The sequence below is a fragment of the Heyndrickxia sp. FW510-T9 genome, assembly GCF_058781025.1.
Genome location: NZ_JBYSWK010000027.1, coordinates 1 through 15071, shown reverse-complemented (window position 1 = coordinate 15071; position 15071 = coordinate 1). Strand labels below are relative to the sequence as shown.

Annotated in this window: 15 protein-coding genes; 9 read left to right on the top strand and 6 right to left on the bottom strand. The window is 36.1% G+C overall.

The window, feature by feature from the left end:
• Nucleotides 1-345: 345 nt before the first annotated feature.
• From AC3WJF_RS14160 to AC3WJF_RS14125, 8 genes are all read left to right on the top strand, one after another.
• Complete coding sequence (locus AC3WJF_RS14160) at nt 346-987, top strand: SIMPL domain-containing protein (RefSeq protein WP_492453241.1); 642 nt, start codon at nt 346-348, stop codon at nt 985-987.
• 127 nt (nt 988-1114) lie between these two features.
• On the top strand, nt 1115-2305 hold the full coding sequence (locus AC3WJF_RS14155; protein WP_492453239.1) for a MalY/PatB family protein: 1191 nt from the start codon (nt 1115-1117) through the stop codon (nt 2303-2305).
• Between the two features lie 102 nt (nt 2306-2407).
• The gene (locus AC3WJF_RS14150) at nt 2408-3151 is read left to right on the top strand and encodes a sensor histidine kinase (RefSeq protein ID WP_492453237.1); all 744 of its coding nucleotides are present in this window, start codon (nt 2408-2410) and stop codon (nt 3149-3151) included.
• Entirely contained in the window at nt 3148-3852 is a 705-nt protein-coding gene (locus AC3WJF_RS14145; RefSeq protein WP_492453235.1) for a response regulator transcription factor, read from the top strand. The genes AC3WJF_RS14150 and AC3WJF_RS14145 overlap by 4 nt, the downstream gene beginning before the upstream one ends.
• Nucleotides 3845-5215, top strand: a complete 1371-nt coding sequence (locus AC3WJF_RS14140) for a hypothetical protein (protein ID WP_492453233.1) — start codon at nt 3845-3847, stop codon at nt 5213-5215. The genes AC3WJF_RS14145 and AC3WJF_RS14140 overlap by 8 nt, the downstream gene beginning before the upstream one ends.
• A gap of 66 nt (nt 5216-5281) precedes the next feature.
• Nucleotides 5282-6187 (top strand): acetamidase/formamidase family protein, encoded by a 906-nt coding sequence (locus tag AC3WJF_RS14135; protein ID WP_492453322.1) that lies wholly within the window; start codon nt 5282-5284, stop codon nt 6185-6187.
• A 12-nt stretch (nt 6188-6199) separates the two neighbouring features.
• Nucleotides 6200-7561, top strand: a complete 1362-nt coding sequence (locus AC3WJF_RS14130) for an APC family permease (RefSeq protein WP_492453231.1) — start codon at nt 6200-6202, stop codon at nt 7559-7561.
• A gap of 293 nt (nt 7562-7854) precedes the next feature.
• Complete coding sequence (locus AC3WJF_RS14125; protein WP_492453229.1) at nt 7855-8529, top strand: GNAT family N-acetyltransferase; 675 nt, start codon at nt 7855-7857, stop codon at nt 8527-8529.
• Between the two features lie 4 nt (nt 8530-8533).
• Here the strand turns inward: AC3WJF_RS14125 and AC3WJF_RS14120 are convergent, their stop codons facing one another.
• From AC3WJF_RS14120 to ptsG, 6 genes are all read right to left on the bottom strand, one after another.
• Nucleotides 8534-8947 carry a hypothetical protein gene (locus AC3WJF_RS14120; RefSeq protein ID WP_492453227.1) on the bottom strand — a complete coding sequence of 138 codons (414 nt, stop codon included), beginning with the start codon at nt 8945-8947 and terminating at the stop codon, nt 8534-8536.
• 586 nt (nt 8948-9533) lie between these two features.
• Nucleotides 9534-10199, bottom strand: coding sequence for an MgtC/SapB family protein (locus AC3WJF_RS14115; protein WP_492453225.1), 666 nt, complete (start codon nt 10197-10199; stop codon nt 9534-9536).
• Nucleotides 10200-10299: 100 nt separating this feature from the next.
• On the bottom strand, nt 10300-10773 hold the full coding sequence (locus AC3WJF_RS14110) for a low molecular weight protein-tyrosine-phosphatase (RefSeq protein ID WP_492453223.1): 474 nt from the start codon (nt 10771-10773) through the stop codon (nt 10300-10302).
• A 124-nt stretch (nt 10774-10897) separates the two neighbouring features.
• Nucleotides 10898-11707 (bottom strand): MurR/RpiR family transcriptional regulator, encoded by an 810-nt coding sequence (locus AC3WJF_RS14105; RefSeq protein ID WP_492453222.1) that lies wholly within the window; start codon nt 11705-11707, stop codon nt 10898-10900.
• Nucleotides 11708-11739: 32 nt separating this feature from the next.
• Entirely contained in the window at nt 11740-12420 is a 681-nt protein-coding gene (locus tag AC3WJF_RS14100) for an N-acetylmannosamine-6-phosphate 2-epimerase (RefSeq protein WP_492453221.1), read from the bottom strand.
• Between the two features lie 2 nt (nt 12421-12422).
• Nucleotides 12423-13958 (bottom strand): glucose-specific PTS transporter subunit IIBC, encoded by a 1536-nt coding sequence (gene ptsG / locus AC3WJF_RS14095; protein WP_492453320.1) that lies wholly within the window; start codon nt 13956-13958, stop codon nt 12423-12425.
• A gap of 260 nt (nt 13959-14218) precedes the next feature.
• Between ptsG and AC3WJF_RS14090 the strand changes: the two genes are divergently transcribed.
• Complete coding sequence (locus tag AC3WJF_RS14090) at nt 14219-14710, top strand: PTS sugar transporter subunit IIA (RefSeq protein WP_492453220.1); 492 nt, start codon at nt 14219-14221, stop codon at nt 14708-14710.
• The last annotated feature ends 361 nt before the right edge of the window (nt 14711-15071 follow it).

Below are 15071 nucleotides of genomic sequence, written 5' to 3'. Positions count from 1 at the left end.
TAAAGAAAAAAAGCCAGGTCCATTTTATCCATGGAGTTGGCTTTTTAGTTGCAATCTTAATCCGTTCCGCCAATTTTTCCATACTATCCACTCCTTCTTCGCTTTCTACTATTTAAAAGAATTTGCAGCGTATAAGTCCATGTTAACTAGATTATATGGAAATGGAGATGTTTCTATTTGATTGCAAAGCTTCACCCACTTAGAAATGTGAATTTTTGTATAAAGATCGAATATTCCTCGTTGCTGCCTAAGACCCGAATAAGTAATAATCGATAGAAATATCATGTAGAGAATCCATAACAAAATTTAAGTATCGGCAAATTTTAAGAATAAGGTGGAATGCTCATGTACAATCCCTCCTATCGAAATGACCATCCCCGTGTAATGAAGGTTATTGGGAGTGCAAAAATTCCTTGTAAGCCGGATACAGTCGCCATTCAATTAGAAGTGATGACGGAAAATGAACAACTCCATCAGGCTCAGCAGGAAAATATGTTTAAAATGAATCAAGTAATCCAAGCTCTTTTTCAAACAGGAATATCAAAGGAAAATATGCAGACATCGACTTATAACATCCATTCTAGATATGATTATGTTGAAGGGAAGCAGGTGTTTAGAGGCTACCAAGTTACCAATGCGGTAATGGTTAAAATGAAGAATTTGGATCAAGTTGGTCAGATTATTGATGTAGCTGTTAAAAACGGAGTAAATCATGTGTATGATATTCAGTTTATGATTGAAAATCAACAATTTTACTATCAAAAGGCCCTAAGCAATGCTGTAAAAAACGCATTGGAAAAGGCACAGACAATCGCAGAAACATTAAACTTACATTTTGATCCTACTCCCATAAATATTTTAGAAGAAATAAGCGAAATTCCGCAGACTTTTCAAAAGTTTGCTGCAATGGGGAATAGTATTTCCACTCCAATTGAATTAGGCGAGATTGATATTCATGCGAGAGTCGTGGTGCAAATTCGGTATTAAAAACGAGGAAGATGGAAATTTATCATTAACTCGATTCTGAATATTCCCTCTAAATATTGACAAGACCCTAAACATATGAAAACATCAAAAGCAATAGCTAGTAAAGGAATAATGGAGGGATAGTAGCATGAAATATGATTTCGATAAAGTAATAGATCGATTAAATACTAGTTCTGTTAAGTGGGATGAAGCTGAAAACATATTTGGAGAAAAGGATCTTATCCCTATGTGGGTGGCTGATATGGATTTTATGGTGCCCGAGCCTGTTATCGCTGCTATAAAACAACGTGCTGAACATGGGGTTTTTGGCTATACAGCGAGAAATGATTCTTATTATGAAGCGATAATAGGCTGGATGCAACGGCGACATAATTGGAAAATTGAAAAGGAATGGATTTGTCATGCACCAGGTGTTGTCCCAGCACTGGGGATGATTGTTCGTACCTATACGAAACCTGGGGATAAAATCATTATTCAGTCACCTGTTTACCATCCATTTACATTTTCGGTAGAAAAAAATGGCAGGGAAATTGTGCAGAATCCATTAAAATTTGAAAATGGTAAGTATGTGATGGACTTCGAAGATTTGGAGAATAAAATCACTTCCGATGTTAAGCTGATTATTATTTCTAGTCCTCATAATCCTGTTGGAAGAGTGTGGACGAAAGAGGAGTTAACAAAATTAGGGGATATTTGTCTAAAACATAATATTCTCGTAGTATCCGACGAAATTCACTTTGATTTAATATTAAAGGGAAATTCACATACTCCTTTTGCGGCTATTTCAGAAGAATTTGCCCAGCGTTCGATTATTTGTACGGCTCCGAGTAAAACGTTTAATCTAGCGGGACTACAAACATCCAACATTATTATTCCGAATAAAAGCTTACGAGAACAATTTACTAACACACTGGAATCCCTTTTCATTGGTATGACAAGCACCTTTGGCCTTGTAGCAACAGAAAGTGCCTATCGATATGGGGATGAGTGGCTTGACCAATTACTGGATTATTTGCAACAAAATTTAGAGTTTCTCACAAAGTATACTTATCAACATATACCTGAGTTGAAAGTGATACAAACAGAAGGAACATATCTCGTTTGGATTGATTGCAGGGAGCTAGGACTTGAACAAAAAGCTCTTGAACATTTAATGCAAAAAGAAGCAAAAGTAGCACTGGATCAAGGATATATTTTTGGAAATGGCGGGGAAGGTTTTATAAGAATGAACATTGCTTGTCCACGCTCGATTTTAGAAGAAGGACTAAGAAGAATCGAGACAGCGGTAAAAAGTGTTAGAGATGTGACTTCGAAGTAGGAAGCTAGTATTCATATATAACAATAAAATGTAATGAAAAGATTCTGAGAGTAAGGTCTCGGAGTCTTTTTAAATATTATTTGTATGTTAAAGGGTGTCATTATGAATGAGTCTGTTTTCACCATTTTAATTTTATGTGGTTTAGGAATACCGATTGCGAGCTATGTCATTTTGCTGCTATTAGGTTTTTTCGGGAAAGAGTTTGATTATTTACAGATTGAAAATAAAAAAATTGAAATGGAAAAGGAATTGCATCGTGTTGAATACTTACAGCTGAGCCAACAAATTCAGCCGCATTTTTTGTTTAACTCGCTAAATGCCATGCTGTCGTTGAGTCGGTTAGGGAGAATTCGAGATGTAAGTCATGCCTTAGAAGAGTTTTCACAATTTATTCGCTATAAATATATGGAAAAGGAATCGCTTGTTTCCTTCCAAAAAGAGCTAACCTATACATCGCATTATATTTCCATCCAGAAGATTCGTTTTGGTCATCATTTGCATGTGGAATATCAAATCGATGAAACAGCAGAATCGACCTGTTTACCGCCATATATCCTTCAAACACTTGTTGAAAATGCGTTTAAACATGGTTTAGAGAAAAAAAGAGGGACGAAACAATTAGTCATCTCACTTTTGAGAAATGGAAGTTGGGTTACTTTATCTGTCAGCGACAATGGACCTGGGATAGATGCGGAAAAAAGCGAGCATTTAGGAGTAGGCTTAGAGAATATTAGAAAACGCTTATCTTTGCTTTTTGATTTATATACAGAAGTTTCCCTAGTTAGAAAGAATGATTTCACGATTGCTAAAGCAGTTTGGCCTTATACACCGGAGGGTAAGAGATGAAAATATTAATTGTAGATGATGAACAGTTAGAATTGGATCAATTACATTTTTTAATCCATGAAAGATATCCATTATGGTCTGTTTTTAAGGCAGAAGATGCTGCACAAGCAAAGAAAATACTTGGAAATCACTCCATTAATTTAGCACTTTTAGATATACATCTCCCAGGAGAATCAGGATTAGACCTTTGCTTATACATAAGAGGTCACTATGAGACGGAATGCATGATGATTACCGCCTATGAAACTTTTCAATATGCAAAGCAGGCAATTCGCTTACATGTCTTTGATTATATCGTGAAACCTGTTATTAGTAAGGAGTTTTACCAAGCGTTGGACCGATTTAGGGAGCAATTTGGATACTTAGAAAAGGTTTCGCCAGTGGTCCAGCAAGTGATGAATATTATACATAAAAACTATGGTTCAAAAATAAATTTAAAGGACATTGCGGAAGAAGTTCATATGTCGTCTACCTATTTAAGCAGAAAGCTTTCAGAAGAATTAGGGATGAATTTTCAGGAATATGTTGTTTCTTTTCGCATTGAAAAAGCCAAAAAGCATTTAAAGGAACATCCAGAGTGGTCGATTCAAAAGATCTCAGAGGAAGTTGGATTTACTAGCCTGCATCATTTTAGTTCTACTTTTAAGAAGATGATATTATTGTCTCCACGCCAATATAAGGAGAGCTTGTATCATGATTGATTGGTATATTATTTTATTTTTAGCCGCAGGTGTTATTATTTTTAATTTAAATAGGGTGGCAGAGCATCGGTCACCACTTGAATTCCTTATGATTGGCAAAAAATACGGTATGAAGCATTCGACGGTATTACTGTGGGTTTCTTTCTTTGGGACAACTTCTTTATTTATGCCTATTTATTTTATATATCATTTTGGGATGCTTATCAGTATTGGATATTATATATGCTTCTTCCTATTCATGTATTTCCTTCTGTCACATTTTTTGAATGGAATTCAAGCAAAAAATATTAATGAACCTATTTTGATTCGATTTTACCAGCAGAGGTTTACAAAAATCGGCTTTAGATATTTTCTGCCGCTTTTTATTTTTGCAAACATGGAGGGGCTATTGTTACAACTTTCATTGGCTAATAAGCTGTTTGGTGTATGGTTTCCACAGCAACCAATCATTTTTATAGCTTTATTACTTCTTTTTTGTGTTATTTTCGCAGGATTAGGTGGAATGTTCACAATATATCGGACGGTTTATATTCTTTTATTGATATGTGGATTTGCTTTTTTATTTGTACCATTGTTCTTATTTTTGAAGGATGGAATTCATCCTATTTTCGAATCCTATCTTACATTTGAAAAACATCACACGATTGATTTTCAAGAAATGATGATTATATTTGTTGCAATACCGATTGTTTTTATCGGTATGCTTTTAACCAATTCATTTCAATGGCAAGTATTGCGGTCTATAAAAGAAAATTATCGTAATCCTTCTCTAAAATTGTCGTTGTTTTGTTTTGCATCAATCCCAGCTTCCGTTCTAATATACGGCATTTATATTGTAAGTAAGCATCATCCCTATACATTCTATTTGTTTAGCAAAAGTTTATTACAAATTCCATCACGGTTGATCATACTCATGATCGTTTTGGTATGGCTTGCTAGTGCTGTTCATTCAGTTGCCATCTCTATTTATTCAATGGCAACTATATTTCTTCATTCTCTTAATACTAGATGGCAATCAGCAATGAGAATTAGAGTAATGTACTTATTGATTATTGTCCTTTCTTTACTAGTTTTTGTGAGCCAATACTGGCTCGTAAGCTATATTAATATGATTTTTATCGGTTATCTCCTCTTTTATTTGACCATTTCTTTTCCTATATTGGCCATATGTAAAAGTGATAAGAAACATTCTTATTGGCTTGTTATATGCTTATATGCTTTTTGGATAATTGGTATTTTTGTATACTTCGAGAGCCATAGCCTTTTATTGGCAGTTAAAGTTTCGATAGTGTCTTCTGTTGTCTACATGATAAGTTTGTATTTATACAATGTTCTGAAAATAGATAACATATCACAAAAATAAGTAAAGATAATGTAACTTCATTATCTAAATTTTCCTATAATTAAAACATAAGGAGGATGATAAATGATGGCGGAGATACTTACACGTGAATCTTTTATTTATGAAATGAGCAGTAAACACAAGCCAGCTCTAAGGGTAAAATCAGGTAGTGAAGTGGTGATAGAAACATATGATTGTTTTTTAAATCAAATTGCTTCTGAATCCACAACCTTTTCCTCGATTGACTGGAATCAAATCAATCCCGCAACAGGTCCGGTTTTTATAGAGGAGGCGGAGCCGGGAGATATTCTTGCAGTTCATATTCGGAAAATTGAATTAGCTGAAAAAGGAGTTATGGTTACTGGTCCTGATTTAGGTGTCATGGGTAAACGAATTTCGAATTTCTCTATCAAGATGGTTCCTATTAAGGATAATAAAGCGATATTTAATGAAAATATACATTTACCGCTGAATCCAATGATCGGCGTAATTGGCGTGGCGCCAAAAGATGGAGAAGTGTCCTGTGGAACACCTGGTGATCATGGCGGAAATATGGACACTACTTTGATCACAGAAAATGCAACGGTTTATTTCCCTGTTTTTCAAAAAGGTGCTTTATTTTCATTAGGAGATTTACATGCTGCAATGGGCGATGGTGAAGTAGGAGTATCAGGAATTGAAATCCCTGCGAAAGTAACGGTAACATTATCCGTTATCAAAGGAGAGAATCTTCGTACACCACTTGTTGAAAACGAGGACGGCATAGCCTTTTTAGTATCTAAAAAATCACTTGATGAAGCTACGGACACAGCAGTGGAAGAAATGGTGGATTACTTGCTGAAAAGAACAGATATGACAATAGAAGAAACAGCTATGCTTCTAAGTGCTGCCGGCCAAGTACAGGTTAGCCAAATTGTCGATCCTTTGAAAACGGCAAGATGTTATTTATCGAAAAGTATATTAAAGAATCTCGGTATTAAGGAAATTTTCTAAGGGGAGAATCGGATGGAAGCAAAAAAACTTGTACCTTCTACACCAAAAACATTATATAAGCAAGAATTGAAACGTTCCCTTTCGTTTTGGGATTTATTAATTTATGGAATGGTTTTTATGGTTCCAATCGCACCGTTTGGGATTTACGGATCTGTAGCTCAAGGCTCCAATGGAATGATTGCACTAGCATATTTAATCGGGATGGTCGGAATGATTTTTACAGCTTTTAGTTATGCGCGAATGTCTGAAGCATTTCCAATTGCCGGTTCTGTCTATTCTTATGCCCAAAGAGGGATTAATGATTCGGTTGGTTTCATTGCAGGCTGGCTCATCCTACTTGATTATATTTTTGTTCCTGCACTTTTATATTTAGTCAGTGGATCTGCGTTACATGATATGGTACCAGGAATTCCGCTTATTGTTTGGGTATTGATTTTTATCGCGATTAATACCGTTATTAATATACGTGGAATTGAATTTACTGCTAAAGCAAATAAAATTATTGTTGTTCTAGAATTAATTGTACTAGCTATTTTTGTCACTGTTGGTATCGTTGCAATTGCTAAAGGTGTGAATGGCGCTGAAATGACCATCAAACCTTTGTATGATAAAAGCCATTTCAGCATGAGTGTTGTTATGGGTGCTGTTTCGATTGCTGTTCTTAGCTTCTTGGGATTCGATGGAATATCCACATTGGCAGAGGAAACGAAAGAAGGCAGTAAAGCCATTGGTAAAGCATGTGTATTCGCATTATTGTCGGTTGGAGCCCTATTTATCATTCAAACATGGGTGGCTGCTCTTATTTGGCCAGATTTTAAAAGCTTCAAGAATCCTGATGTAGCTTTTTATCAAATTGCAGAGGTTGCAGGTGGAACCTGGCTAAAATATTTAACGATCTTGGCAACCGCACTTTCATGGGGAATTGCTAACTCACTAGTTGCCCAAGCAGCAATTTCAAGGATTTTGTATAGTATGGCAAGAGACCGGAAACTACCTGGTTTCTTAGCGAAGGTTCATCCAAAATACCAAACACCTTATTTAGGTACAATTGCCATTGCGATTTTATCAGTGATTGTTACGGCTATTTTTGCCTCACAAATAGGAATGCTGTCATCGGTTGTGAACTTTGGGGCACTATCCTCATTCCTATTTTTGCATGTATCCGTCATGAATTACTTTTTAAGAAAAAGTGGAAGTAAGGATTATATGAAACATTTAATACTACCATTAATCGGGTTTGTTATTATTGGATATGTATGGATTAATCTTGATCCGCTTTCGAAGAAATTAGGATTTATCTGGTTAGGAATTGGAATTGTTTACTTAATAGTTTTAAAGCTAATGAAAAAGGATACTGGATTAAAGCTAGAGTAAAGATGAGGTAATGAAGTAACCTGAGTTCTGAACATAGAATTCAGGTTTTTCTATGTGAAAAATAGATTGTAGGATATGCGAATAACAGCGAGGCCATCATTTACATATTTGGTTGTGAGGATAACTCATAATAGCTCTTTTAGTAGAAACTATTAGTCGTTGAACTTGGCTTTATGACGATTGGAATAACGGTAAATTGTAAATGTAAGTGTTATTGCAAGCAGAGGGAGGATTCTTTCTTCAAAATAACGAAGTCTAATAGAAATGCTACATATAAATAGGAGGAATGTTTTTTGCAGTCTGATTTGGAATTAATGGAACACCATGTGAACGTTTTGTTTAAGTACGATGAGGATGGTAGATTAACATATGTAAATGAGCCTCCATTCGATGAAGGGCCAAGGTTCTATGTTGGTGGAACAAAGGCTGGGAATGTAGTTAGGTATCATAGCACTCTTAAAGAGGAAGTTGTAAAGAAATTAGACGAAATTGTCTGCTCTGATCCCAGTTCCCATTTAGCGGAAATAATTCAAATTTTAAACCATGATCAAAAAATAAGTAGTATTTGGATTGGACCGGCATATGCATTTCCAGATGTGAGAAATAGGCTAACGAAAGCGACAAGAGTAACACCATCCAATAAGGAAATTCTACTGCCACACTTTCCCTATACATATGAAGAATTAGAATTTAAGCAACCGTGCTACGCAATTGTCCGAAACGATGTTGCTGTTTCTATATGCTGTAGTGCTAGGCAAACCTCACATGCAGCAGAGGCAAGCTTATATACACTGGAGGGATTTCGTGGAAAAGAATTCGGGATAGATGTTGCAAATGCCTGGGCTGCGGAAGTGCAAAATCAAGGAAAACTTGCATTGTACAGCACCGCATGGGACAATTTCTCATCCCAGTCCGTAGCAAGGAAGCTGAGCTTGATACAATACGGAACAGATATTCATATTAGCTAAGTCGTCATAATGTAGTTGGAGAATAACCTCTTTCCTTCAAAATATCTTGGATAATGGCAATATGAAAGGCGGCCCACGCTTTTTCATGGAAATGTAGCAACACACTAATGATAAGAATAAGAAGGTACGCAAATCCAAAAATTGCCCATAATTTACTTCCTTCTTGGAAAAGAAAATTCTCTAATTGGGTTGCAAAAAGAAATAAGAGCCAAGGAATAGAGGACACAAAGAGAGGAATGATACCGGATGCATTTCTCTCTTTTATCATGCGATAGTGAATAAGTATTAAAGTGTCTTCGTCAATGGACTCATAAAATTCCTTGATTTCTTTAATTTCGTCTAGAAATTTGGTTTGCTGCACTCCATTTTGTTTTAATTGCAGATAAATTTTATGTGCATCTCCGCGCAAAGAAAACATTCATTTCCTCCTTATATTAATTCAAGTCAATGAAAGAATTCCGGTTTTGTTCTATTTAGTTTGTGGAGAATGATACATTCTATACGGTTTATGGATTGTAGGAAGGGAGTTGATGACCGTAAGTGCCATAGGATAAAGAACTCGGTAACCAAAGAGGGTGGCTGGTTCCCAAACAAGCGGATGGAAGGAGAACTCGGTCATCAAAGAGGAGGATTGAAGCCCGAACAAGCGGTAGGAAGGAGAACTCGGTCATCAAAGATGCAGAATCTTGCCCGCCCCTCAATGTAAATTCGAAATAGTATAGTCCGCTTAACAATTTTAAGTATGTCGATTTCATTGTAGATAATTTTACACAATATATCGGACTTGACTAAAAGAGAAGAAGAACTGTAACAATACAAGGCGAATCGTGCCCGCAAAAGAGAAAAGAGAAGAAGAACGGTAACAATTCAAGGAGAATCGTGTCAACCAACGATAGGAGAAACAAAAATCAGTAACGATTAAGGCAGGAACATGCCCGAAACTTGAACCAACCCAAAGAAACGGACACGTAATTAAAATCTAGAAAAATCAATAATCCCCAAATCTAATCAAATTTTATTCTTTCAACTTCAGAAAAGGATTGAAGTAATTTTACAATGTCGTTAACCTTTAATGCCCGATTGGATTTTAGCTGAAAGTCGAGAACGTAGTGGGTTTCCGCATCTGTTGAAGCTAATTTAACTTGATACGTTACTACATCAAGCTTTTGTGAGGTAAAAGTATCAAGAATACTTGGTAAGACTTCGTTGGAGGATACATGAATATTCAATTTGTGTGTACGCGGAATAATAGGCTGAAATAATCTGTTTAATACTTCTAGACCTACTAAAACAAGGGCTGTTCCACAGATACTAACAATGTACATACCTGAACCGATGGCAAGCCCGATACCTGCAGTAGCCCAAAGCCCCGCTGCAGTCGTAAGGCCGCGAACAGATTGACGCTGAACAAGGATTGTTCCTGCTCCTAAAAAACCAACTCCACTTACCACCCCAGCTGCAATTCGGCTTGGATCCAATTCAATTGTTCCGGTATGAACAACATCGTAAAAAGCGTATTTAGATACTAGCATTGCAAGTGCACTACCCACTGCAACTAAAAAATGAGTTCGTAAACCCGCCTCTTTGAAGCGTTTTTCCCTTTCGAAACCAACAAGTGCTCCAAGAATTCCAGCTATCACCAGTCTTGCGATGAGTTCTATTTCTGTCATAGTGCTCTTGTCCCCTTTTCACAAAATGTTTGACTATTTATTATCTAAGGATACCATTGCCAAACAGTTAATTCTAGAATCATGCCAATGAGGGGTAATTCTATTCCTTTAGTAATGCATGATCTTGACGAATTTTTTCAAGTAACGCCTTGCAACCCTCTGTTACTAAATCATAAGTTTCCTGAAAATCACCTGTGTAATATGGGTCCGGAACATCCTTTTGATGTTTGGTTAAGTCAAGCAGACGAATGATTTTCGGATGATCGGGTTTTCCAGTTAATTGATAAATATTCCTAACATTGCTCGTATCCATGCCAACTATATAATCGAATTTCTCGAAATCGTCCATTTTCATCTGTCGGCAAACAAGTCCCTCAGTGGAAACATTGTATTTTTTCAAAATAGTAATGGTGCCCTTATGAGGTGGGTCGCCAACATGCCACGAACTAGTCGCAGCGGAATCAACAGTTACTTGATCACTCAAATTTTCTTTAACAAGCAAGTCTCGAAAAAGTGCCTCTGCCATAGGGGAGCGACAAATGTTGCCGAGACAAACGAATAGGACATTAATCATGTTTTTTATCTCCTTTGCTTCTATATATAGTTTCTTCGACTTTAAGATATTGTAGCACCTATTTAGAATCTATAGAATTCTATGTTATAAAAAAGCCCCTCTTCTAAAGAGGAGCAACTAAGTCTTATGTTTTATTTAAATGTGATAAAGAAGAAATAACAGAAACTGTATCCATGTAAATTTTATGCCTTGCTGGATCTTGTAGAAAATGGGCAGTAATTCGATCAATTAAAAATAAAGCACTTAAGTCTAGTCCTGTTGAGAAATATCCATTTCGTATTGGGTGAACAGTCCATAATACTTCGTGTGATAAAGTTGTTAAAGGGGTATCTCCGTAAGCAGTGAAAGAAACGATTTTCGCTCCATTTTCCTTTGCTCGTCCGACTGGAATTAATAAATCTCTTGTTTGCCCTGAACGTGAAAAAGCAAGTAAAAGGTCTCCTTTCTCAAGTAGGGCACTCCTTATGACCATTAAGTGAGGATCGGTCACTGCCTTGGCAATAAAACCCATTCTGCTTAAACGATAGTTAAGTTCCTGTGCAGCAAGTCCCGAGCTGCCTAAACCATATATGAAAATTCGATTCGACCCTTTAATTAAGGATAGAACACGAGAAAAGGATTCTTTTCCAGATAAAGATTGGATATCATGGAACATTTCAATATATTGATGATGTAATGCCTCGTCTATATCTGAACTTTCATCAACATGATTCTCCCTAGCAAGCTTTAATTTTAACTCCACAAAGTTACGACAGGAAACTTTTTTAGCAAATCTAGTGATAGAAGCAACGGACACTCCCGTCCTCTCTGCAATTTCCTTGATATGACTTTGTGAGGCTTCCTCAGGTGAGGAGAGCAAATAATCTGCTATTTGTCTTTCTTTATCTGAAAAAGAAGAATATCTAGACTGAATATCCTTTAAAAGTGATGCCACTAATAACTCCTTTCTCCTTCTTAACGGTGAATCTACCCGCGAATCATTTCTGTAAAACGGGCCGTAATTTGTTGTGGTCTGGAAATGGCACCACCAACAACTACTGAATGTGCTCCAATATCAAGGACCTGTTTTGCCATTTCTGGAGTAATAACATTTCCTTCTGCTACTACAGGGATAGACACGGTTTGAAGGATGTCTTTCAAAAATTTAAACTCATTATCATATAGTTTACATCCTTTTGTATCATTTGTGTATCCGTATAGAGTAGTTGAAACACAATCAAAGCCTAATTTTTCTGCATTTATCGCATCTTCCAGAGAAGATATATCAGCCATTAGCTGAACGTTAGGTGCTTGTAATCTTACATAGGAAACAAGCTCTTCAAGAGTTTCGCCATTTGGTCTGGATCTTAATGTTGCATCCACTGCAATCATTTCACATCCAGTTTCAAGCAATTCATCTATTTCCCGTTTCGTAGCTGTAATGAAAACTTCACTATCTGGATAATCTCGTTTCACTATTCCAACAACAGGAAGCTCAACTTCTTGCTTAATAGCAATAATATCCTCTTTAGAATTAGCGCGAATACCAACAGCCCCACCAAGTTTTGCTGCTAGAGCCATTTTTGCCATAATAAATGAGCTGTGAAGTGGTTCATCTGGAAGTGCTTGACAAGAAGCGACTAGCCCCTTATTTATGGTCTTTAACATGTTTATCCACCTACAATTTCTTCAATTTCGTTTTTGATAATCGTAACGTCCGGTCCGTATATCACTTGAATGCCCTTTCCTTTAGAAACAACACCTTTGGCACCGGTTTTCTTTAATACATCTTCATCTATACTTTTCTCGTCTTTTACAGTAACACGCAAACGAGTAGCACAGCAGTCGACGTTTTCTAAGTTTTCTGCTCCGCCTAAAGCACCGATAATAATTTGAGCACGTTCACTTTTATTCGTAATTGTAACAGTGTCCTCTCCTGCTTCTTCGCGTCCAGGAGTTTTAAGATTGAACTTCTTAATGAAGAAGGTGAAGGAGAAATAGTATAGGAAGAACCATACAACTCCAACAACTGGAACAAGCACCCAGTTTGTTTTGGCATTACCTTGTAAAACTCCAAATAAAATAAAATCAATAAATCCACCAGAAAAAGTTTGTCCGATTGTAATATGAAGAATATGAGCCATCATAAATGCTAATCCATCAAAAAATGCATGTAGTACATAAAGTCCTGGTGCAATAAATAAGAATGAAAATTCAAGTGGTTCTGTAATCCCTGTTAAGAACGAAGTTAAAGCGGCAGAACCCATTAAACCTGCAATTTTCTTTTTGTTTTCAGGCTTTGCAGTACGATAAATTGCAAAAGCCGCACCGATTAAACCAAACATCATTGTGATGAAGCGTCCGGACATGAAACGTGAAGTTCCAATATAAAAATGCTTCGTATTTGGATCTGCTAATTGTGCGAAGAAAATTCGTTGTGTACCTTCCACTAAATGACCGTCGACAACGGCAGTTCCACCTAAGCTTGTAGTCCAGAATGGCATATAGAAAATATGATGAAGACCGAAAGGACCAAGCAACCTTAGAATAAATCCATAGAAGAATGTACCAATGTAACCTGTAGATTGTACAATACCACCCATTTTAAAGATCCCACTTTGAATGAATGGCCAAACTAAGAACATAACGGCACCTAACAAAATAGCTGCAAAAGATGAAATGATAGGAACAAATCGTGATCCGCTAAAGAATCCCAAGAACGGAGGAAGTTGCGTTTTATTATATCGATTGTGTAGCCAAGCTACTAAAATACCGACTACTACCCCACCGAACACACCTGTTTCTAACGTTTGAATACCAAGAACCATTCCTTGTCCTGCAGCGGCAGGGTTTTCTGTATTCATTTTATGCGTAATAGTAAGTAGAGCTGACATTGTTGAATTCATAACTAAAAATCCTAGGACACCAGCAAGACCTGCCGTACCTTTATCTGATTTTGCTAAACCCACTGCAATACCAACCGCAAAAAGTAAAGCAAGATTAGCAAAGACGATATTTCCTGCACTCGACATAATCGTGAAAATCGATTGGAGCCAAGATACATCTAAAAATGAATAAGCTTTAACGGTATTTGGGTTAGATAAAGCTCCCCCAATCCCTAATAAAAGACCAGCAGCAGGCAATACTGCAATCGGCAACATGAAGGATTTACCAAACTGCTGAGCTTTTTCGAAGAAACTATTCATCATAATACCTCCATACATGAAAATTATTTACATGTTTAGTATATTATCAGTTTCGACAAAATTCAACAAAAATTTGAAGCGTTTTCAAAAAAGGTTTCATAAAATTGCATGTGAAGAGAGGAAACAGGGTAGAAGATTAATAATGCTTATTTAAGATTTTTCCTAACAAATGTTAATGTGTATTATTTTTCAAATTTGAATTTATACGTTAGAATAGAAATCGTTTTTTATATTTTGTACGAAAGATTGGAGGAAGTTACATGTTCAAATCATTATTTAAAAAAAGCGAGCAAGCGATATCAGTTATAGCACCATTAACCGGTAAGGTTGTTTCATTAGAGGAAGTACCAGATCAAGTCTTTTCAGAGAAAATGATGGGAGATGGAGTAGCCATCATTCCGTCAGAAAAAACATTATTTTCTCCCATTGATGGTGAAGTAGTAAATGTTTTCCCAACAAAACATGCAATCACGTTACGTTCAAAAGAAGGCGCGGAAATATTAATTCACATGGGTTTGGAAACGGTAAATCTAGGTGGAGAAGGATTCGACATTAAGGTTTCAGATGGAGTCAAAGTTAGCAAAGGGAGTGTATTGGCTGATTTTGATGTGGAAAAAATAAAAGATTTAGGCTATAAAGTCATTACACCAGTTATATTATTAAACGGTGATAGTTTCGAAATAAATCAACCTTCAATAAATCAACAAGTTAACGGTGGAAATGATATTTTGTTGGAGATTACTAAAAAATAAAAGGAACATATAGAGAGTACCTTTGCCTAGTGGTAAAGGTGCTTTTTTGTGGTGCGCATAATGAGTAGAAATTCTTAACTATTAATTTCGGAAAAGCATGTCATTCAATGTAAAAAATAAAAGGTTTAAATTTTGTAATAATTATATCAACAAATTTTAAAGCCACTAGTGAATTGAATGGTATGAGCTTCAACCTTTTCAAACAATCAGGGAAAATAGTTTATAATCATCAAAAAATGAAGAGCACACCTCGTTTACAGGTATGATTTTCATTTGTTTTTCTATCCATTTTTCACAGTAGAATGATCTGCTAATTTTTATTGAAATTATTAGTAATTGTAATGATAATGTAATACAATTG